Raw genomic sequence first — 21448 nt, 5'->3', positions numbered from 1 at the left:
TTTTTACTTTATCTCGCAATTTGTCGGCAGTAAGAATTCCACCGCGTATTCGTCCGATTAGTTAAACGTTACTTCTATGCAATATTTCATATTTATGAAATGTCATTTATTTTTTACTCACCAGATTATATTATATTCAATAAGTTTGATGTAAAACAGAAAAGGGAGGAATAATAATGAACAATAAGAAGTTTATTTTGAAGTTATTCATATGTAGTATGGTACTTAGCGCCTTTGTATTTGCTTTCAATGATAAGAAAACCGTTGCAGCTAGCTCTATTAATGAGCTTGAAAATTGGTCTAGATGGATGAAACCTATAAATGATGACATACCGTTAGCACGAATTTCAATTCCAGGAACACATGATAGTGGAACGTTCAAGTTGCAAAATCCGATAAAGCAAGTGTGGGGAATGACGCAAGAATATGATTTTCGTTATCAAATGGATCATGGAGCTAGAATTTTTGATATAAGAGGGCGTTTAACAGATGATAATACGATAGTTCTTCATCATGGGCCATTATATCTTTATGTAACACTGCACGAATTTATAAACGAAGCGAAACAATTTTTAAAAGATAATCCAAGTGAAACGATTATTATGTCTTTAAAAAAAGAGTATGAGGATATGAAAGGGGCGGAAAGCTCATTTAGTAGTACGTTTGAGAAAAATTATTTTCGTGATCCAATCTTTTTAAAAACAGAAGGGAATATAAAGCTTGGAGATGCTCGTGGGAAAATTGTATTACTAAAACGATATAGTGGTAGTAATGAATCTGGGGGATATAATAATTTCTATTGGCCAGACAATGAGACGTTTACCTCAACTATAAATCAAAATGTAAATGTCACAGTACAAGATAAATATAAAGTGAGTTATGATGAGAAAGTAAACGCTATTAAAGATACATTAAATGAAACGATTAACAATAGTGAAGATGTTAATCATCTATATATTAATTTTACAAGCTTGTCTTCTGGTGGTACAGCATGGAATAGTCCATATTATTATGCGTCCTACATAAATCCTGAAATTGCAAATTATATGAAGCAAAAGAATCCTACGAGAGTGGGCTGGATAATACAAGATTATATAAATGAAAAATGGTCACCATTACTTTATCAAGAAGTTATAAGAGCGAATAAGTCACTTGTAAAATAGTAAATATGGTCATAGTAAGAAGCGGTGAAATACGTCGCTTCTTAATTGAAAAGACAGTTTTTCTTGTAAATGGAACAATTTTCGAGCTATCGCAATCAATGTTTCATTATGAAAAGACGAAACTTTTAAATCGAATTCATTTCAAGTGAAAAATGAATACAAATAACCTTTTGAAAAAGCGACTGATCTAGGTGATTAGTTGCTTTTTATTTTGAAGTGGATGAGCAAAAAAACATAAAAGTGGTTGGTCCGTTTTTTACAAACATCCATTATGATAAGAGAAGAAAGGTAGTATTTTTTTGATGCTTTAAAGAGGAAGTTTTTTATTGAAGTTCTTAATTAAAATAGACTAGCCTTAGAGAGGTGAAAATACAATGAGTTTTGCAATTTCACTAGTAGTTATTATTGTAATTGTATCGCTGTTTGGGACCGTACTAGTTGCACGAAATGTGGAGGAGAATTACGGCAAGTCTACAAAGAGAAATGTGAAAAACTTATCGACTATCTATATTATCCTTCTTTTCGTTCTACTTGTTGGGGTAACGTGGTATGCGGTAGTGATTTAATAACTTTTTAAAGGAACACATTCATATTGTGTATGATGGAGGAGTAGTACTTTGATAAAAAATGAGCGCCACGTTTTAATTGTTTTTCCGCATCCAGATGATGAATCATATTGCGTGGCTGGAACAATTTTAGCTTATGCTCAGCAGAATGTTCCTCTTACGTATGTTTGTTTAACGCTTGGCGAAATGGGGAGAGCGATGGGAAACCCTCCTTTTGCAACACGTGAATCATTATATGCTATAAGAGAGAAAGAACTAAAGAGCGCAACTAATATTTTAGGGATTAAAGATTTACGTATGATGGGATATCGTGATAAGACGCTTGAATTTGAAACTCCTGGAGAATTAAGAAGTGTAATACAAAATTGTGTGGAAGAATTGAATCCTTCGTTAGTCATTTCTTTTTATCCGGGATATGCAGTTCATCCAGATCATAATGCAACAGGAGAAGCAGTAGCCAGGGCGTTAGCTAATATTCCGGAAAATAAGAGGCCAACATTTTATGCTGTAGCTTTTTCAAATAATCATGAAGCAGAAATAGGGCCACCAAGTTTTAAAAATGGAGTAAAAGAATATGTTCCAAAAAAGTTGGACGCATTGCAAGCACATGCATCACAATTTGCGACTAAGGTAGCGGAACTGAAAAGAGAGTATGAAGATGGTGTTCCGGAAACAGTCGAGTGGTTAGAGAGAGAACCGTTTTGGATATACCCGTTCAAAGATAAAAATAAGTGATGCTATAGCTGAAGGTGATGAATATGTATTTTGAATATAAGAATCGAAAGGTTTTTTATAATATAGAAGGAACGGGTCCCGTCATATTGTTTTTACACGGTCTTGGAGGAAACGCAAATAATTGGTTATATCAAAGGCGATATTTCAAGGGGAATTGGACAGTGATTTCAATAGATTTACCTGGGCATGGGAAATCTGAAGGACTAGAAATTAACTTTAAAGAATACGCAAATGTTTTGTATGAGTTATGCAATTATTTAAAGCTACAAAAAGTAGTCATTTGTGGTCTTTCAAAAGGGGCTAGAGTAGGAATTGATTTTGCTATACAATATCCAAGCTTTGTTTCTAGCTTAATTGTTGTAAATGCATTTCCTTATTTGGAACTAAAGGATCGTAAAGAGCGACTTGAAGTATATGATTTACTTAGCTTACAGGATAACGGAAAAACATGGGCGGATACATTATTGAAGGCGATGGGAGTAGCAGATAATGAAGGGATTGTCCGGGGATTTTATCAATCTTTACAGTCTATTAACCCATTGCATATTCAAAGATTATTTGCTGAATTAGTTGATTATGATCAGAGACCGTTTCTTGCAAATGTTTCATGTCCTGTTTTAATAATAAGAGGGGGAAATGATGATTTTGTCCCTGAGAAATATGTAAGAGAGTTTGAAATACATTTAAAAAATACGACTTTCATTGAGTTTGAAAATAGTGGACATTTACCTTATTTAGAGCAGCCAACTAGCTTTAATATGACGGTAGAAACATTTTTAAATCATGCGCTTAATTAATACGATTGTTACAGTAAATACTGTTATTAATGAGTAAAGGATAGTTCGTTTTGAGAGGAGGGAACTAGATGGAATGGAAACCAAATCGTGCAGATAAGACACCCGTATATAAACAAATTGCTGATTATATTGAAAGGGGTATTTCTTCAGGTGAATTTCCTTCTGATAGCAAGTTACCTTCTGAGCGTATGCTAGCAAAGGAATTACAAGTGAACCGGAGCACAATAGTAGCTGCATATGAAGAGTTAAAATCACTTGGAGTAGTAGAACGGCAAAAAGGAAGCGGAACTCGGGTGAATACAGACATATGGGGTGTGTCACATAAACGAATACCGAACTGGGGGAGGTACGTTGAGGATGGATCGTTCTTACCTAACGTACCACTTGTTCAACAAATTCGAACGGAAACACAAAAAGATGACTTAATTAATTTAGCGAGTGGAGAATTGTCACCAGAATTAATTCCGAGCGATAGATTTCGAACGATTTTGTCGGAGAAAACATTTATGGAAAACCTCGGTTATGACCATCCACTTGGAAATGAGATGTTGAGAAAAACAATTGCAGTACATGTTCAGCAATACAAACAAATTGAATCAGAATCAAGCTCGATTCTGATTACATCTGGAGCACAACAGGCACTTAATCTTATCGTTCAATGCTTATTAAAACCGGGCGATGCCATTGCAATTGAAGATCCTTCGTATTGTTTCTCGCTTCCCATGTTTAAATCGGCCGGTTTAAATATATTCCATTTACCTGTTGATGAGCATGGAATGAATCCAGATGACTTAATCGATTTGCACAAAAAGCATCGTATTCGTATGGTGTTTTTGAATCCGGATTATCAAAATCCGACGGGCACTGTGCTTTCGTTAGCGAGGCGTAAAAAGATTTTAGAACTGTCTTCTGAATTCGGTATACCGATTGTAGAGGATGATCCATATAGTTTAACTTCTTTTAATGGAGAAGTGAATCCAACATTAAAATCAATGGATCAGAATGGGAATGTTCTTTATATAAGTTCATTATCAAAAATTGTTGCGTCAGGATTACGTATTGGCTGGGTAATTGGTCCTACGCGCGTAATAGAACGTTTAGCAGATGCGAAGCAACAAGTTGATTTTGGTCATAGTGTATTTACACAGTGGGTAGCAAATCAATTTTTAGAATCAGAAGATTTTCATACGCATATTACAATGCTTCGTGGACAATTGAAACAAAGAAGAGATGAGTTAATTAGAAAGCTTGAAGAAATATTAGGGGACCGCGTTGAATTTTTTGTTCCAGAGGGTGGAATACATGTATGGTGCAAAGTACAAGGAACGTTTGATGAATATCATTTATTAGGTGAATCTATACGGAATGGTGTAGCATTTGTCCCTGGAAGTGTTTTAGGTTCTAAAAGTGAATATATTCGTTTTACTTTTGGGAGAGTAAATGTAGAACAAATCCAACTTGGAATTACGAGGTTTGCGGAAACGCTAAACGAAATTTCATAATAGTGATGCGTAATATTGGAATGAGGGGAAGAAATGAAGTATGTGACGCTTTTACTTCAAGTAGGCGTGCTATATGTGTTTAGCTTAGCTGGTACGTGGATTCAGGGAATATTCCATCTATCGATGCCAGGAAGTTTAATAGGAATGTTAATGCTGTTTCTACTCCTTTCTACTCGTATTTTTCCATTAAAGTGGTTTGAGTTAGGGGCAGAAAAGTTAATCGTATTTTTACCGTTATTTTTAATTCCTTCGACAACAGGATTAATGGAATATGGATCTTTTCTTTTAAGTAAAGGAAGTATTATATTCCTTTTAGTTGTTGCAAGTACGGTAGTAACATTGATTGTTTCAGGGTATGTAAGTCAATTATTAGTAACATTCAAAAAATAAAATCGACAAGGTGCACGATTCAAATGGTCTTAATACTTATTACTGTAGTCATATATTTATTTGCGACAAAGCTGTATAAAAAATATACGTTTCCATTTATGTTACCAGTATTAACAGTTACAGCAACTATGATTTGCTTATTTCTGATGTTTGGCATTTCTCATCATGAGTATAAGGAAAATGGTGGGGACGTTCTTTCAGGCTTTTTGAGTCCTGCAATTGTAGCGTTAGCCATACCTCTATTTAAAGAACGAAAGATACTTATGAAAAACTTTTTATCGATACTTATTGGCGTATTGATAGGTATAGTGGCTTTAACGAGTATGAATGTAGTGATTGGTGGGATTTTGAATATAGATAAGGAATTTATACTAACAACTCTTCCGCAATTAGCGACAATGCCAATTGCCATTTCATTAGCGGATCAAATTGGTGGTATTCCAACTATGACTTCTAGTTTTGTAGTTGTTGCAGGAATAACAGGTGCTATTATCGGACCGACAGTACTTAAGTTTTTCCGGATAACAAGTACGATTGGAAAAGGAGTGGGGATGGGTTGCGCATCACATATTATCGGTGTGAGTCGACTCGTGAAGGAAGGCGAGAAAGAAGCGACTATCGGTTCAGTAACGATGATTGTAACAGGAATACTCATTAGTATATTAATACCTTATGGAACGAAATTTATATTTTAAAAGTTGTAATAAGAAGTATAATGCTACTTATTTTAAAATGTATGGAGATGATAAAAGTGACAACATGGTTTATAGTTACATTATTTATTTTTGGTGCCATTAAAGTTCTAGTTTCTAGTATGCCAACTTCTGTTGTAGAATCCATTATTAGTAGATTTGAATTACATCAAAAACTTGATGAAGAACATACGACTGTATCGCTAGATGGAAAGAATATAGAGGGCGAAATGAAACTGCAAGTTATAAATGATTTTAACGAGGCTTTATTTTTAGATAAACATTATTTTCCGCCACAAGGTGAAGGCACGCCGATAATCATTGAAACGAAAAAAGGAAAAAGAGTAATTACGTTATCGATATATAGTTATGAAGAACATGTTGATGTAATAAGGCAATATAAGAAGAAAGTTGTTGCCTATCGTTTACGTTCTAAAAGTCTTCAAACGTTTGCACCATTAGCAGTAACTGAAGAGTATGCTTAAGAAGAGACCTATAATGGTCTCTTTATTTTTGTATCCAATTATATACTTTCCAAATAAAAGAAAGGAACACCATATAACCAAATAAAGAATATGTATGGTTCCAGTCTGCACTATGTATAAATAAACCTAAACCTTCAGCAACTTGTTCAAAAATGCTAGCACAAATACCTATGGAAATAATAAATATAGTTCTAGAAACGGCAGATAATGTTTTTGAAATTTGTATGAAAATGATTGTTAAAATCGGTAGTACAAACAACGTAAAGCCAATGTTAACTGAAAATATGGATGGGAAGGGCCTAACTGGAAAGAAATATATGTGCTTATGGACAAAGAAAGCATCTAAGTAAGTTCCGATAATTGAAGAGAGTAAGATTGTAACTGTTAATGCTAGAAAATTATTCTTCTTCTCGAAGGAGGACATTTTTCTTTGCGAGAATTGCCAGTTCAATTTTTTCGAGTGTTTTGCAGTAGTCTTCTGTAATTTTTCCATTCATATTTTCCTCCTTATCCACTAAGTAATTTACAACTTGCCAGTCCGTAAACCAATCTTCACTTTCAACTTCTTCATGCTTCATATCTCGCCATGCATAGATGAGTGCAGGGCTGTATATACGATATGCGCCACTACGCAACTGGCATTTCTTTATTCGGCGTTTATAAAACTCACGGGAAAAAGATTCATTTACACTTGAAAATAAATGAGGCCAGTAATCTTTCCTTGAGCCTGTATGTGGATGATGCTCGGCCCAATATATGATTTGAGATAAAATATGTGTATCTCGAAATAATAATGAATACAACCTTTTTCCAATTAAGATTCGTTCATGCAAGGAAGTAAAATGTTTCATTGTATCGCCAATTAATAAAGTTTTTTGATTTGTATTATTTTCGTAGAAAGGGAAAAGGATATGATTAAACTGAAAGAAATCAAAGAGTTTAAATCCGATACTATTGAGTACGGTCTTTTGAAAGTGTGCATTTTGAATCACTCTTTTTTCTAAGTAGTTTTGCTCATTAATAATAGTTGCGATTGCTAATGTTTTTTTGTTCCCAGTTTTCCAAAAATCGTTCCACATCGTTTCCATAAATGTAGAAACATTTAGGTGAGGGAGAAGATGAAATAGCTTTTTTGCTTTTTTAACACTTTGTTCATAAAGTAAAAATTGAGGATATACATCTTGAAAAATGAGCCAATTCCCTCTTTCTAAAAAAGAAAAAAATGTAATTTGATCTTTCTCTGATAAAAGTTTCGTATATAAGTCTCCTTTTAAATCAGTCATATTCCAACCACCGTTACGTGATACCATATGTCCAAGTAGTGCCCAATGTATTTCTGGATATCGAATGTAAAATTGGTAGTACGCGCGTGTTCTCGTAACATTATTTTTATTTAGTTGTTCTGTCTGTATTTTTATATTGTTGATGATGAATTGCTCTTCTTTCGTTAATGTATACATGGTGTCAGAATGAATGAGTTTGCTTTTTTGTTTCAATTCATTTTTTACATCAAATAGGGAGAGAGGCAGTGCTTTGGAAGGTCCGTTATATGTATGATTTGAATTGCTTCGGTCCATTCCGTTACCTCCCTTTTTCATAAGTTTAAACGTGATTATTGGCTATGAATCATTCTATTTATCCCGCTATTTGCCGGGCAGTAAGATCCCCACCTCAAAATTCAGCGGAAGCAAAGAAGTTCAGTGGAGGTCGGGCTGTCCCCCCACTAAATAAAGTTTCACTTTATTTTATTACGAGTATAAGAAATAAATGAGCGGTGTTTTTTACAAGGAATTTATTTATCATGCAAATAGTATAAAAAATCTTACCGTTATGAAGCGAAATAAAAAACAGAAACTATGCTTAATAGTTTCTGTTTTTTTATTTTGTCAATTTAATGTAACAAATGACAATTATGATTTGAATCAATTGAAAATAATTCAATAGCTTTTAATAAATACAATTTTTATGAAATGTACAGCAGGAGGAAAAGAAATGCTTAATAAAATAATTTTAATTACTGGTGGTACAGGTTCGTGGGGACATGAACTTATAAAACAATTATTAGAAAAATCACCGAAAGAAATTAGAGTTTTTTCAAGGAATGAAACGGTTCAGTTTGAAATGCAGCAACAGTTTATAAATGAAACTAGATTAAAATTTATCATTGGAGATATTCGTGATAAAGACCAACTCGTCTATGCTTGCCAAGATGTACATTATGTATTCCATCTTGCAGCTTTAAAACATGTTCCAGTATGTGAGTATTATCCTTATGAAGCTATAAAAACAAATATACATGGTACGCAAAATGTAATTGAAGCATCTATCCAGATGCAAGTTGAGAAAGTTATATATGTTTCAACAGATAAAGCAGCGGATCCATCAAATACGTATGGGATGACAAAAGCAATTGGTGAAAAATTAATGGTTCATGCGAATGTGCAAACGCAGAAAACAAAATTCATTTGTGTTCGTGGTGGAAATGTTTTAGGGACGAGCGGAAGTGTAGTGCCGCTTTTTAAAAAGCAAATTAAGAAGTCTTCACAAATAGGAATTACCGATGTAAATATGACTAGATTTTTCTTAACGATTGAAGATGCTGTTCGGTTGTTATTTAAAGCAGCATTTGACGGAAGAGGAGGGGAAATCTTTGTCATGAAAATGCCGGCATGTAAAATTACAGATTTAGCAAAGGTGTTGATCGAAGATTCGAAAAAAGAATACGTGAAGATAAAAGAAGTAGGGATAAGGCCAGGTGAAAAATTAAGTGAAATGCTTTTATCTGAAGTAGAGAGTAAAACAAGTATAAGTTTTGATCAAAATTATTTTGTGGTACTACCGACTATTCCTATAGAGGGACTTCAAGAATATTATGCTAGTTATCCGCTTGTGGATGTGAAGAGTTTTAGTTCTCAACAAGACTTACTTGCAAAAGATGAGGTGAAACAAATGCTATTAAAGGGAGGATTTCTACGATGAAAAAAAATGCAAGCCTTTTAATAACTGGTGCAAATGGTTTCACAGGTAGACATGCTTGCCAATATTTTTTAGAGCAGGGCTTTCATGTAATTCCTATGTTTCAAAACCGTCCACATAGAGAAAACATCGGAAATAGTATTACTTGTGATTTAACTAATAAGAGCGAAGTAATGAAGGTAATGAAACAAATAAAACCAGACTATGTATTGCATTTAGCAGGAAGAAATTCAGTTATAGAGTCTTGGACAGCTTCTCTTGAATACATGGAGATTAATGTAATAGGGACTTTGTATTTATTAGAAGCGATTAAGCAGGAAGCTTCGCATTGTAAAACATTAGTTATAGGATCTGCATTGCAAGCAGATAGTATGAATAACATAAAAGTTTCAAATCCATATAGTTTAAGTAAAACGATGCAAGTCATTATTGCAGAGGCTTGGGGCGGATTAATGGATTCAAATATTATCATTGCAAAGCCCTCAAACTTAATTGGTCCAGGAGAATCGAATGGCATTTGTTCGATTCTCGCAAAAAAAATGATAGATATAGAATCGGGTAGGAGTAAAGCGATTATTGAAGTAAGCAGTTTGAAAGATAGTAGGGATTTTCTAGATGTACGTGATGCGGTTAAAGCGTATCATGTGTTATTACGTAATGGTATAAATGGGAAACAATATAATATTGGATCAGGAGTGAGACGATCTTTATTAGATGTACTAGAACAATATAAAAGATTAACACAGCTCCATTTTACTATAAAAGAAACAGAGAATAGTGGAAGCAGCTCAAATGAGAGCTTAGTAATAGAGGATATAAAAAAGTTAGGTTGGATCCCAGAAATTCAATTTCATCAATCATTAAAAGATGTACTTGAATATGCGAAGTGCAGTGACATCTGCATGCAATGAAAAATAAAAAAGGGTGTAAGAAGTATATGAATGTGAATGGTTATGAAGCAATAAATAATCAAAATACACTATTTCTTTCGATTGTCGATACGCTGGATTGGAAAGATGAAGAAGCGCATGTTTTGCACATCTATGAGGCGATAAATAAATGTCGAGCATACGTGGAAAAGGTTAATCGGAAAAATCCAGCAGTAGAGACGGGAATTAGGCCTGTAATCCAAGTCTTTACTCAGTGTGAATGTAGTGAGTATGGAAATGATTTTTATGAACTCATCAAAGATCTTTTGCAAGATATAGGATTTGAGTTAAATATTTATATAAATAATAGTAAGTTTACTTACATGTAATAGATTGATATAAAGCAAGATTTTTAATGATAAAGGTGGATATAAGTTATGAATAAAAAGATTCTCTTTACTGGGGGCGGTACAGCAGGACACGTTATGATTAATATGGTATTGATTCCTAAATTTATGGAAAAAGGATGGGGAGTTGAGTATATTGGATCTCAAAATGGAATTGAAAAGTTATTAGTTCAAAATGTTAAGTACAATAGTATTTCAACGGGGAAGCTTCGGAGATATTGGGATTGGGAGAACTTTAAAGATCCTTTTAAAATTATAAAAGGCTGCTTACAAAGTTATAAATTAATTAAGAAAGTGAAGCCAGACGTTATCTTTTCGGCAGGAGGATTTGTTTCAGTTCCTGTAGTTATAGGGGCATGGTTAAATCATGTACCAATCGTAATACGTGAGCCAGACAGTACGTTAGGGTTAGCAAATAAAATAGCATTGCCTTTTGCTACAAAACTATGCACAACATTTCCTCATACAGGGGAGAATGTAAGTAACGAGAAAAAAGTTTATGTAGGACCAATTGTAAGGGAAGAAATTGAGAGAGGTAGCGTATTACGAGGAAGAAGTTATTGTGAATTTCAGCAAGATAAGCCAGTATTGTTAATTATGGGTGGGAGTCAAGGGGCTAAGTGGATAAATGATATGGTAAGGAAAAGTTTAGATACATTATTATTAAGTTTTAATATTGTTCATATGTGCGGTAAAGGAAAGGTAGATTCATCTATTGGCATGGAAGGTTATATGCAATTTGAATATATAGGGGAAGAATTGCCGCATATATTGAATATGGCAAGTGTTGTCGTTTCCAGAGCGGGTTCTACTGCTATTTCTGAATTGTTATTTTTGAAGAAACCGATGTTGCTTATCCCGTTAACTAACGGTTCCAGTAGAGGGGATCAAGTTTTAAATGCTGACTATTTTTCTAGGCAAGGGTATGCGGAAGTTTTACTTCAAGACAGAGCAAGTAATAGTGCATTTACACATGCAGTAAACCGGCTATATGCAAATAAGGAGAGATATGTTCAAAACATGAATGGATATAAGAAAACAAATGATGAGGGGATTCATCAATTAATAGATTTAATAAATGAAGTGGTGAAATAATAGAAAGTTAAATAGAAAAACAAAAGGAAAGAAGGTATCTTCTTTCCTTTTGTTTTTCAAATTCATTATTATGTAGCCTATTATATTCTGTATAGAGCTATATACTATAGACGAATACCGTTTTTTAACAGCTTAGTAAATGCATTAGAATAAATAGGTTTACTGTAATAGTAACCTTGAATAAACTGACATTTATTTTTTTGAAGGAAATTCACGTGTTCTTTCGTTTCTACACCTTCAGCGATAACCGACATCTCTAATGTATGTGCTAATGTGATGATTGTTTTAATGATTTCCATTCCATCTTCACACGTTTCAGACATTGTCATAAATTCCCTCGGGATTTTTAAAGTATCGATTGGATATAAAGGTAAGTAAGCAAGCGAAGAATAGCCTGTACCAAAGTCGTCGATTGAAATGTGAATTCCTAAATTTTTTAGTGTACGCAGTTTTATTAATGTTTCTCTTTCATCCATCATTGCAATTCGTTCTGTTAATTCAAGATCGAGAGAACTTGCTGGTAAGCCTGTAGTTGCTAAAGTAAATGAAATAGACTTTACAAAATCTTCTTGTTCAAATTCTTTAGCAGATAAATTTACTCCTATTTTTAAATGAGAATACCCGAGTACATGCCAACGTTTCATTTGCTCACAAGCTTGTTGTAATGTCCATTTTCCTATTGGAATAATTTGTAGTGTTTCTTCAGCAATAGGAATAAATTCGTATGGAGAAATAACACCTAATTCGGGATGGTTCCATCTGATCAAAGCTTCAGCACCGATAATTTTGTTAGATTCACTGTCAACTTGAGGTTGATATAAAAGGAATAATTCTTCATTTTGAAGTGCATTTGGTAAATCTTTCTCTAATCGTAATCGTCTTTCAATTTTTTTAGCGATTACATCGTCATAAATAGAGACTGAATTAAGCTCTTTTTCTTTCGCATCATACATTGCGACATTAGCATTTTTCAAAAGTGTAGAGGCATCGATTCCAGAATGTGGATAAATAGCGATACCAATACTAAGTGATACATTTAATTTTTGTTCATGTATGACAAATGGTTTTTTCATACTTTCAAATAATTCGTTACATAACTGGAATAAGGAATCATGGTCAGTATAGTTTTCAATTAAGATTGTGAATTCATCGCCACCGATTCTTGATACATAAGTATGTGATGGAAGACATGATTGGAATCGCTGTGCCACTTCTTCTAATATGTAATCACCTGACGAATGCCCAAGTGTATCGTTAATTGCTTTAAAGCGGTCTAAATCTAAATATAATAATGCGAACTCACTATTTATTGTTTGAGCATTCTTTATAACTTTTCTTAATTTCTTATGGAAATAGGCTCGATTCCCAATTTTCGTTACAGCATCGTGGAATGCTAAATATTTTATTTCTTCTTGTTGTTTTTTTTGTGCGGTAATATCCTTTACCATAATATAGCTTCCTGAAATTTGTCCATTTATCATAATAGGGACGATGGTAACGTATAAAAAATAAATAAAACCATCTTTATATTGAGAACTAAGTTGTAAGGATGCCGATTTTTGTTGTTTAACTTTTTCTAATGCAGTTAACAGTTTGTGTTTATCTTCATCTAAAATGATCGAGAAACATGTCTCACCGAGTAACTCGTTTGTTGGTGCTCCGAGTAGGACGCTTCCTGCCTTATTTACATTTAAGAATACTCCATTTAAATCAATTGTAAAAATAGGGTCAGGGTGATATTCATATAATGATTCGAATTTTTGCTGTTTCTCAGATAGAGCCTCTGACTTATGGACTAAATCAGAAGTCCTTAAAGTAACTTTATCTTCAAGTTGAGCATTAAATGCTTGTAGACGTTTTGTTAGAGTAGCATTTTGCATACCCACAATAGAATGTCGAATAAGTACAAAAACAAAAGCGATACAATTTCCTGTAATGAGAGTGGAAGATGATGTTTGTTCTTTTAACGTAAACCCGATTAGTATTGCGACGGCAAGGTAGGGGAATACGACTAAAACTTTTTTCCCTAATTTAGGGTGTACAGTAAAATAATTTTTATTGCTATTATAATCGTCTGAAATGGAACCAGCTATTGCGATAAGTAATATAGGTACTCTATATAAAAGACGTAATAGCGTTATAGTATCATTTGCTAAATGGCTATATAGGTAGAAGTAAATATAGTTAAAAGTTGCAGAACTTATTAATACAAAAATAAAAATATAAATTTTCCGTTTGGAATTAAAAACAGTTGGGCGGAAAAAGAGACTAACACTTAGTAGAAGAAGTAATAGGTCTGCAATTGGATATAGAAAGGAAAGAAAAATATCTCCCAGTGAAAGGGAAAATATATTTAAATCTGGCTGATTAAATAAATACCATTCTAATGTGAATACGGAAATGAGTACTATGCATAGATCACAAATAAAGAATGCCTTTTCCCATTTGTTGCATTCTTTTAAGATTTTATAGCAGAAAGCGATAAGGCAGAAGACTAGAAAAAACATGTAAAACACATCAGAAACAGTAAAACGATGTATTGGAATCTCAAAAAACTTATCTTGATACGTATATACTATTTTTCCTAATAAAAAACTACCAATTGCTATTGTGATACATATCCAAAAAGGATTTGAACTAACTTTTTTAGAATATATAGAGTAAATTAGTGATACAAATGTAATGGCTTCAATGATGAGTGAAGCGAAGCGTACATTGAAATTTGAAAAATGAGTAGGGAACAGAAAGAAAAACATAAAATAGATTGAATAGCATACTAATGTTGTAATTAATATGCATAGTTGTAAATTTTTATTTAATTTCAATAAAATCACCTTCTTTAATTACGCACCATATTCGTAATATCTATACATAATAATATTACTTAAGGATTGTATCAGATTTCCATATAAAAAGCATGCTAATAAGAAAAGAATTGAAGAGTGTAATACTTCTTAAAATTGAAAAAGTATTGCGTTCAATAATTTTTAGTTTATAAGGAATATAGATAGAATTTGTATATTTAGTCATCCTTTAGATTTTAAAGGTTTTTTAGTGATTTGCAAGCAGAGATGCAACATTACATATAAAATGACAAGGGACTTCCTTCTAAGTTATAAAACGAAAGGGAAGACTTTCTGTTTTAAAATCTGAAAATTTATAATTGAAAATAAGTTCCGGGAAGTAATATGATAAGAAAGTATGATTTTGTGGGTTTGATAGTGTTGCCATTAAAACTATAAAAAGAGGGTGAACTTTTAATGTTATGTCGAATTAAAGATGCAGAAATATACTACGAAATTGTTGGAGAGGGGAAACCAATCCTTATTATACATGGGTGTGCCCCTGATCATAGGTTAATGCAAAGATGTATGGAATCAGTATTTCAGAAATATGAAGGATATCAAAAAATTTATATTGATTTACCTGGCATGGGAAAATCGAACGCTCCAGATTGGATAAATAGTTCAGACCATATATTAGAAGTACTTATTGCATTTATTGAGGAGATTATTTCTACTGAAAAATTCTTATTGGTAGGAGAATCGTACGGAGGATATTTGGCTAGAGGGATACTCTCAAAGATGTCTGAGAAGGTGAATGGATTATTGTTAGTATGTCCTGTTGTTGTAGCACAACCAAAAGAAAGACTTTTACCGGATAAACAGGTACTTGTACGAGACGAGGAGTTTTTAAATACGCTCACTTCTATCGAAAGAGAAGAATTTTGCGATTTGGCAGTGGTAGCAAATGAATATACATATACACGATTCAAAGAAGAAATTAAGCCAGGATTAGATGTTGCTAATTATGAATTTATTGAAAGGTTGCAAAAGAATTACCCTCTTACTATAGATTTTCACCGTAAGAAATATGAGAAACCCGTTCTTTTATTAGCTGGAAGACAAGATATAACAGTAGGGTATCAAGATATTATAGGAATGATTGAAAATTATCCAAGAGCGACATTAGCTGTGTTAGACACGGCAGGACATAATTTGCAAATTGAACAGCCTGAACTATTTGAGAGTTTAGTAGGAGAGTGGATTAGAAGAACAACTTAGCAAAGTGTATAAAGTATATTAAAGGAGAATAAATTAATATTGCGATTACGCCTAAGTTTTTGGATGGGACAGATTAACGTGATGTATAAACAATCTTAAGGAGGAATTATGAGTACATTTATTTACATGGTTAGACATGGTGAATCACTTAAAATAGAGGGGAATGAAAGAACACGTGGATTAACTGAGAAAGGAAATTTAGATACTCATAGAGTAACTGAGATATTAAAAACAGAGGGAATTGATACTTTCATTTCAAGTCCGTATAAGAGAGCTATGTTAACGATAGAAGAGGCAGCTAATTTCTATGAAAAAGAAATAGTAGTATATGAAAATCTTAAAGAGTGTCGATTTGCAAGTGAGGATCAGATTATATTAGACAAAGAGGTGTATCCACTTGTAAAGAAGATGTTCTCTAATCCGGACTTTGCACGAACGGAAGGAGAGTCATATGCGGATTGCCAGAGAAGAGTAGTGAAAGTATTAAAAGAAATCTTAATGGGTTTTCAAGGGCGCAAAATTGTAATTGGTACACATGGGCTTGTCATGACATTGATGATGAACTATTTTGATAAGCAATATGGGCTTGAATTTTTAATGAATACAGCAAAACCGGATATATATAAGATGGAATTTAAAGAAGAACAATTAATGAATGTAGAGAGATTATGGAAAGCTGAATAAAATTGGTTGCATGGATTTTGCTGTAAAAGTTACTTTTATAGCAAAATCTTTTTTATTTGAATAGAAAGCATCTTTATCAACTATTTTTAGAATGTTACATCAATAAGTAATTATTCAGTGTTTGAATAAATTATGGGGGAATTGGTTTAGGGAAACAATTTTAAATGTGTCAAAACTCCAAACGTTGGATTTATATGCATTAGGAGAAAAAGATGTAGAATTTTGTCTTGTTGTACGTGTTTACTTTTTATTCCGTTACATATAGGCTTTGTGGTGTAAGGGGGAGACATCGCCTTTGCGCTAAATTTAGAAGGAGGTCATTGTGATGAAAAAGATGAAGAAATTTGCGGGAGTAGCTTTAGCGGGGACAATTGGATTAAGCGGACTACTTTTTTTAGAACCGAGTATAAGTGCTGCAGAAACATCGCAAGTGCAAGAGGAGAATGTTAATGCGATTCATGTAAAGATGAATCAAAGTGAGCATTATTTATTGAGTGGTAGAAGTATTGATGTTCTTTCGGGAGATAAAGAAGCAATTCAGCTAAATAAATATACAATTAGTTTTAGTAAACCTGGCGAGTATGTGATTAGGGTAAATGGTTGTGTTTATGACGATATCTATACTTTTACTGTGAGTGAGTAGTATATATTTTTATATTGTGAGATAAAAAAAGAAACACCCTATTTGCGGTGGGAATCGTAAATAGGGTGAATTATTTGTTAGAAAGTTAATGAAAAGAGCAATAGGTATTCAGTTGTATTTTATATATTTTCATTAATTTGCTCTTTATTTTTGTTATGTAAAGTATGTAAAAGTGTTTGAAATACTGTAAATGATTGCTGAAAGATTGGACTTTGAATAAAAGTGTATAGAAACGTTACGATGAAAACAGGACCTCCTAGCATATATCCAATAACTAATACAACGCATTCTACTATGATTCTAGCACGACTAATAGACAGTCCCGTTTTGTCGGAAATAGTAAGCATGAATCCATCGCGAGGTCCAGCGCCAATTCCAGCCGCAACATACATACCTCCCCCAATACCTGTGATTGCAATACCGGAAAATAAGATGAGTAAGTTTATCCATAAATAATGAGTAGCGTTTGGAAGGATATTTGATTGTAAGAAAAAGTCCATAATAGGACCGATAAGTAGTGCATTTAAAAATGTGCCCACGTTTATATATTTTCGATCTACTAGTAAAGAAATGAGAACGAGACATAATCCACATATGACACTCCACGTACCAATGGTCCATCCAAATCTTTGGTAGAGGGCCATATTTAAAACTTCCCACGGATGCAAACCGAGAAATTTAACTTTGACTGCAAGAGCGTTTCCAAGGCCAAAGAAAATTAATCCTAAGAAAAAAAGAAAATAGCGAAAGAGAGTTAGCCTCATCTTTAAAACCTCCCATATTTTATAATTATGTATGTTACCTGTTACGGTTTTAATGTACAAATATTATTTCTTTTTATCATTCGTTTAAAATTGTTAACAATGTAAATGAAATATACATCTTCACAGTCAAAAAAGTTAAAATATTTCGTTTTAAGGATTATAATGGAGAAAGAAACAGAAAAGGGAGTGAACGAACTTGAAACAAGAACTTATTGAAAGATTTACGAGATATGTAAAAATTGATACCCAATCAAATGAAGAAAGCCATACAGTACCAACAACACCCGGACAAATTGAATTTGGTAAGTTATTAGTTGAAGAGTTAAAAGAAATTGGGTTAACAGAAGTAACGATGGATGACAATGGTTATGTGATGGCAACACTTCCCGCTAATACGGACAAGGATGTGCCTGTAATCGGATTTTTAGCCCATTTAGATACGGCAACAGACTTTACAGGGAAAAACGTAAAACCACAAATTCATGAAAATTTTGATGGTCATGCAATTACGTTAAATGAAGAGTTAAATGTTGTATTAACACCAGAGCAGTTCCCGGAATTACCATCATATAAAGGTCATACGATTATTACAACTGATGGTACAACACTTCTAGGAGCAGATGATAAAGCTGGTCTTACAGAAATTATGGTTGCAATGAACTATTTAATACATAATCCGCAAATTAAGCACGGGAAAATAAGAGTAGCATTTACACCGGATGAAGAAATTGGTCGTGGGCCAGCGCATTTTGATGTAGAAGCGTTTGGTGCATCATTTGCTTACACGATGGATGGAGGTCCATTAGGTGGTTTAGAGTATGAAAGTTTTAATGCTGCAGGTGCTAAGTTAACGTTTAACGGAACGAATACACATCCTGGAACAGCGAAAAATAAAATGCGTAACGCAACTAAACTTGCTATGGAGTTTAATGGGCATCTACCGGTAGAAGATGCACCAGAATATACGGAAGGTTATGAAGGGTTCTATCATTTACTTTCTTTAAATGGTGATGTTGAGCAAAGTAAGGCGTATTACATTATTCGAGATTTTGATCGTGAAAATTTTGAGACACGTAAAAATAACGTTGAAAATATTGTGAAGCAAATGCAAGAGAAGTATGGGCAAGATGCGGTCGTTTTAGAAATGAATGATCAATATTATAACATGCTTGAAAAAATTGAACCGGTAAGAGAAATTGTTGATATTGCATATGAAGCGATGAAAAGTTTAAATATCGAACCGAACATTCACCCGATTCGCGGTGGAACAGATGGATCACAATTATCATATATGGGATTACCGACGCCAAATATTTTCACTGGTGGTGAAAACTACCATGGTAAATTTGAGTATGTTTCGGTAGATACTATGGAAAAAGCTGTTCAAGTTATTGTAGAAATCGCAAGACGATTTGAAGAACAAGCTTAGAAAAGAACCAAGTAGTACGAATGTGCTACTTGGTTCTTTTTAATATAGCACTCGCCACAAATAAAAAGTTGCATAAGATTCCCAATTTGTCCAGTTTGCCGCAAAGTCTTTTATTTCATTTTTAGTCGGTTTATTTTGGGAACCTGTAATAAATTTAATTGCATTATGCAGACCAACATCATCAATTGGAAAGGCTGAAGGGAAGCGTAAACAGCGCATTAAAACATAGTGGGCAGTCCACGGTCCTATACCATGGATAGCGGTTAATTGTTTTTCAGCAATTTTTACATCTTGTGTTTGTAGTAACGATTCTTTTGATAGTTTCCCTTCTGTAATAAGCTTCGCAATACCGATTAAATATTCACATTTTCTAGTCGTCATTTTTAATTTTTTAAGATCCTCTACATGTAAATTTACAATTGTTTCAGGTGATGGGAATATCCTATGTTTTCTATCGTTCCATTCTACGTAACTTCCAAATTGTTCAACTAATCTTCTTTTTAGCGTATAAGCATATGCGAGGTTAATTTGTTGACCGATAATTCCCCAGGAAAGTGCTTCAAATAAATCTGGAATACCTAATGTGCGAAGCCCATAATAATCTTGAATAGGGCCTTGAAGGAGTGGATCATGTTTAGCTAATGTATAAAAAGGAGCTAAATCGGTAGTGAAATCAAACCACTCTATTACATAGTTAGCTACAGCATCACATACCCATTTTTCAGAGTTATAGGATTCTCCTAAAAAACGTATTTGAATATTTCCGTCAGTATTTATACTAATTTCAACTAAAGGGTTTACATGTTCAACAGGAATGACTTTATAAATTTTGTTATCTTCAATGTGAAACATACATTCATTGTTAGAACGTGATAGATAGCGTAAGTTTTCTTGGAAATTAAATTCTTTTGGAGCTGCTAAAGTCAATGCGTTATTATATTCTGCTGTCATATGAATTCCACCTGTAATTTTTCTAATGTGAGCAATTCTTTTTTCATTTCTAATCCGCCTCTAAAACCAGTTAGTTTTCCATCTTTTCCTATAACGCGATGGCAAGGAATCGTAATGAGAAGAGGGTTGGCGGCAATAGCAGAAGCAACGGCACGCACAGCTGTAGGTTTTTGAATTCTTTCTGCAATTTCTGAATAAGAATAGGTCTTCCCGTAAGGAATTTCACGTACCGTATTCCAAACGGATAATTGAAAAGCAGTTCCGTAAGCATCGATAGGGAAAGTAAAAGTTTCACGCTTGTTTTCTAAATACTCGATAATTTCTTTCGTATATGTTTGCATGTAATCTGGATTGCAAGTCAATATATGTTGGGGCTTTTTTTTTCTAGCCCATATATTTAGTTCTTCAAAGTTTGCGTCTTGTGATCCAATAAAACAAATTCCATTTTCAGTTGCCGCAATATGAAAGCACCAATTTTTATGTGTAAGTAGCGTCCAATATATAGATTTATTTTTGTAGGAATTCATTATTGTCTCCCTCTTTCATTACGTTCTTTTTTCGATATTCAGTAGGAGTAAATCCAGTTTTCGTTTTAAATAAAGTTGCGAAATACTCTTGGTTTTCTATCCCGACAGCAGTACTAATTTCCTTAACGGATTGCTTTGTATGTGAAAGATATTCCGTCGCTTTCACAATCCTGAATTGCTGTATATATTCCATTGGGCTAATTCCTGTTATTCTTTTGAAAGTGCGTTGTAAATGAAAGGGACTACCGTGGCACATTTCCGCCAGTATGTCGAGAGTTAATGCTTCGTCAAAATGCTTTGCAATATACTCTTTAATTTGTACTACCCACTCTTCATTTGGTAAAGTGATCCCATTTGGTTTACAACGTTTGCACGGACGAAAATTTTCATGCAATGCTTGTTCTGCATGAAGAAAAATTCGTACATTGTTTTGATTCGGTATTCTTGATTTACACGATGGTCGGCAAAAGATACCAGTTGATTTCACAGCATAAAAGAATTTGTTGTCATAGGAAGAATCATTATGAATAATTGCTTGCCAATACTCACTTGTTAACGTAAATCCTTCATTGTGCAAAGAACATCACCTCTGAAATTAGTATAACCTGAATAAAGTGCGTATGTACGTATTCAAAAATGTAAGAGCAAGATTACAAAGATGAAAATATGATTGTTTTTCTATTTTGTGATAGCATGAACTTTGAAAGTG

At 33.5% G+C, this 21448-nt stretch carries 24 protein-coding genes and 1 pseudogene; 18 read left to right on the top strand and 7 right to left on the bottom strand.

Features of this window, described 5'->3' with window-relative positions; translation table 11 throughout:
• Positions 1-176 precede the first annotated feature (176 nt).
• From ACUN26_RS15320 to ACUN26_RS15280, 9 genes and pseudogenes are all read left to right on the top strand, one after another.
• On the top strand, positions 177-1163 hold the full coding sequence (locus ACUN26_RS15320) for a phosphatidylinositol-specific phospholipase C (protein ID WP_001060370.1): 987 nt from the start codon (positions 177-179) through the stop codon (positions 1161-1163).
• A gap of 38 nt (positions 1164-1201) precedes the next feature.
• Positions 1202-1312 (top strand): annotated as a pseudogene (locus ACUN26_RS15315) (GntR family transcriptional regulator); the annotation flags it as partial.
• A 225-nt stretch (positions 1313-1537) separates the two neighbouring features.
• Positions 1538-1729 carry a hypothetical protein gene (locus ACUN26_RS15310; RefSeq protein WP_000006467.1) on the top strand — a complete coding sequence of 64 codons (192 nt, stop codon included), beginning with the start codon at positions 1538-1540 and terminating at the stop codon, positions 1727-1729.
• A 54-nt stretch (positions 1730-1783) separates the two neighbouring features.
• Positions 1784-2464 carry a bacillithiol biosynthesis deacetylase BshB2 gene (gene bshB2, locus ACUN26_RS15305; RefSeq protein WP_033657348.1) on the top strand — a complete coding sequence of 227 codons (681 nt, stop codon included), beginning with the start codon at positions 1784-1786 and terminating at the stop codon, positions 2462-2464.
• 23 nt (positions 2465-2487) lie between these two features.
• On the top strand, positions 2488-3261 hold the full coding sequence (locus ACUN26_RS15300) for an alpha/beta fold hydrolase (protein WP_000273479.1): 774 nt from the start codon (positions 2488-2490) through the stop codon (positions 3259-3261).
• Between the two features lie 68 nt (positions 3262-3329).
• Positions 3330-4763 (top strand): MocR-like pyridoxine biosynthesis transcription factor PdxR, encoded by a 1434-nt coding sequence (pdxR, locus tag ACUN26_RS15295; RefSeq protein WP_000454969.1) that lies wholly within the window; start codon positions 3330-3332, stop codon positions 4761-4763.
• A 33-nt stretch (positions 4764-4796) separates the two neighbouring features.
• Complete coding sequence (locus ACUN26_RS15290) at positions 4797-5153, top strand: CidA/LrgA family holin-like protein (protein WP_000878481.1); 357 nt, start codon at positions 4797-4799, stop codon at positions 5151-5153.
• A 23-nt stretch (positions 5154-5176) separates the two neighbouring features.
• Positions 5177-5848, top strand: a complete 672-nt coding sequence (locus tag ACUN26_RS15285) for an LrgB family protein (protein WP_000242990.1) — start codon at positions 5177-5179, stop codon at positions 5846-5848.
• A gap of 56 nt (positions 5849-5904) precedes the next feature.
• Positions 5905-6330, top strand: coding sequence for a YfmQ family protein (locus ACUN26_RS15280; RefSeq protein ID WP_000214609.1), 426 nt, complete (start codon positions 5905-5907; stop codon positions 6328-6330).
• Between the two features lie 22 nt (positions 6331-6352).
• On the opposite strand, the gene ACUN26_RS15275 is transcribed toward ACUN26_RS15280, so the two are convergent.
• A complete protein-coding gene (locus tag ACUN26_RS15275; protein WP_033661972.1) occupies positions 6353-6754 on the bottom strand; it encodes a CBO0543 family protein in 402 nt (133 codons plus the stop codon).
• On the bottom strand, positions 6729-7907 hold the full coding sequence (locus ACUN26_RS15270) for a DUF2515 domain-containing protein (protein ID WP_000376155.1): 1179 nt from the start codon (positions 7905-7907) through the stop codon (positions 6729-6731). Before ACUN26_RS15270 ends, ACUN26_RS15275 begins: the two co-directional genes overlap by 26 nt.
• Before the next feature lie 415 nt (positions 7908-8322).
• Between ACUN26_RS15270 and ACUN26_RS15265 the strand changes: the two genes are divergently transcribed.
• Genes ACUN26_RS15265 through ACUN26_RS15250 form a run of 4 tightly spaced genes read left to right on the top strand, consistent with a single transcriptional unit; the run spans position 8323 to position 11677 of the window.
• A complete protein-coding gene (locus ACUN26_RS15265) occupies positions 8323-9309 on the top strand; it encodes a UDP-N-acetylglucosamine 4,6-dehydratase family protein (protein ID WP_000932618.1) in 987 nt (328 codons plus the stop codon).
• On the top strand, positions 9306-10217 hold the full coding sequence (locus tag ACUN26_RS15260; protein WP_000739099.1) for an NAD-dependent epimerase/dehydratase family protein: 912 nt from the start codon (positions 9306-9308) through the stop codon (positions 10215-10217). Before ACUN26_RS15265 ends, ACUN26_RS15260 begins: the two co-directional genes overlap by 4 nt.
• Positions 10214-10564 (top strand): DUF6572 domain-containing protein, encoded by a 351-nt coding sequence (locus ACUN26_RS15255; RefSeq protein ID WP_002093408.1) that lies wholly within the window; start codon positions 10214-10216, stop codon positions 10562-10564. Before ACUN26_RS15260 ends, ACUN26_RS15255 begins: the two co-directional genes overlap by 4 nt.
• 48 nt (positions 10565-10612) lie before the next feature.
• Positions 10613-11677 (top strand): undecaprenyldiphospho-muramoylpentapeptide beta-N-acetylglucosaminyltransferase, encoded by a 1065-nt coding sequence (locus ACUN26_RS15250; RefSeq protein ID WP_001035077.1) that lies wholly within the window; start codon positions 10613-10615, stop codon positions 11675-11677.
• Positions 11678-11781: 104 nt separating this feature from the next.
• Here ACUN26_RS15250 and ACUN26_RS15245 read toward each other — a convergent pair whose 3' ends face one another.
• Positions 11782-14502, bottom strand: a complete 2721-nt coding sequence (locus ACUN26_RS15245) for a sensor domain-containing protein (RefSeq protein ID WP_000773578.1) — start codon at positions 14500-14502, stop codon at positions 11782-11784.
• 435 nt (positions 14503-14937) lie between these two features.
• Here ACUN26_RS15245 and ACUN26_RS15240 point away from each other — a divergent pair, with 435 nt between their 5' ends.
• The 4 genes from ACUN26_RS15240 to ACUN26_RS15225 all read left to right on the top strand — a co-directional run bounded on the left by ACUN26_RS15240 (position 14938) and on the right by ACUN26_RS15225 (position 17068).
• Entirely contained in the window at positions 14938-15741 is an 804-nt protein-coding gene (locus tag ACUN26_RS15240) for an alpha/beta fold hydrolase (RefSeq protein ID WP_000882565.1), read from the top strand.
• A 108-nt stretch (positions 15742-15849) separates the two neighbouring features.
• A complete protein-coding gene (locus tag ACUN26_RS15235; RefSeq protein WP_000102868.1) occupies positions 15850-16425 on the top strand; it encodes a histidine phosphatase family protein in 576 nt (191 codons plus the stop codon).
• Between the two features lie 121 nt (positions 16426-16546).
• Positions 16547-16690, top strand: a complete 144-nt coding sequence (locus ACUN26_RS15230) for a hypothetical protein (RefSeq protein WP_002039386.1) — start codon at positions 16547-16549, stop codon at positions 16688-16690.
• Between the two features lie 60 nt (positions 16691-16750).
• On the top strand, positions 16751-17068 hold the full coding sequence (locus tag ACUN26_RS15225) for a hypothetical protein (protein WP_000738320.1): 318 nt from the start codon (positions 16751-16753) through the stop codon (positions 17066-17068).
• Between the two features lie 119 nt (positions 17069-17187).
• Here ACUN26_RS15225 and ACUN26_RS15220 read toward each other — a convergent pair whose 3' ends face one another.
• Positions 17188-17832, bottom strand: a complete 645-nt coding sequence (locus tag ACUN26_RS15220; protein ID WP_001241268.1) for a YczE/YyaS/YitT family protein — start codon at positions 17830-17832, stop codon at positions 17188-17190.
• Between the two features lie 196 nt (positions 17833-18028).
• On the opposite strand from ACUN26_RS15220, the gene pepT reads away from it, so the two are divergent.
• A complete protein-coding gene (pepT, locus tag ACUN26_RS15215; RefSeq protein ID WP_000807008.1) occupies positions 18029-19261 on the top strand; it encodes a peptidase T in 1233 nt (410 codons plus the stop codon).
• 39 nt (positions 19262-19300) lie between these two features.
• Here pepT and ACUN26_RS15210 read toward each other — a convergent pair whose 3' ends face one another.
• Genes ACUN26_RS15210 through ACUN26_RS15200 form a run of 3 tightly spaced genes read right to left on the bottom strand, consistent with a single transcriptional unit; the run spans position 19301 to position 21316 of the window.
• On the bottom strand, positions 19301-20212 hold the full coding sequence (locus ACUN26_RS15210) for a DNA-3-methyladenine glycosylase 2 (RefSeq protein WP_000123493.1): 912 nt from the start codon (positions 20210-20212) through the stop codon (positions 19301-19303).
• A complete protein-coding gene (locus ACUN26_RS15205) occupies positions 20209-20739 on the bottom strand; it encodes a methylated-DNA--[protein]-cysteine S-methyltransferase (protein WP_001089819.1) in 531 nt (176 codons plus the stop codon). Before ACUN26_RS15205 ends, ACUN26_RS15210 begins: the two co-directional genes overlap by 4 nt.
• The gene (locus ACUN26_RS15200) at positions 20720-21316 is read right to left on the bottom strand and encodes a bifunctional transcriptional activator/DNA repair enzyme AdaA (RefSeq protein WP_000551292.1); all 597 of its coding nucleotides are present in this window, start codon (positions 21314-21316) and stop codon (positions 20720-20722) included. The genes ACUN26_RS15205 and ACUN26_RS15200 overlap by 20 nt, the downstream gene beginning before the upstream one ends.
• Between the last annotated feature and the right edge of the window lie 132 nt (positions 21317-21448).

Source organism: Bacillus sp. WC2503 (genome assembly GCF_052682895.1).
The sequence above is the reverse complement of the archived record's forward strand: the minus strand, read 5'-3'. Positions and strand labels throughout refer to the sequence as shown.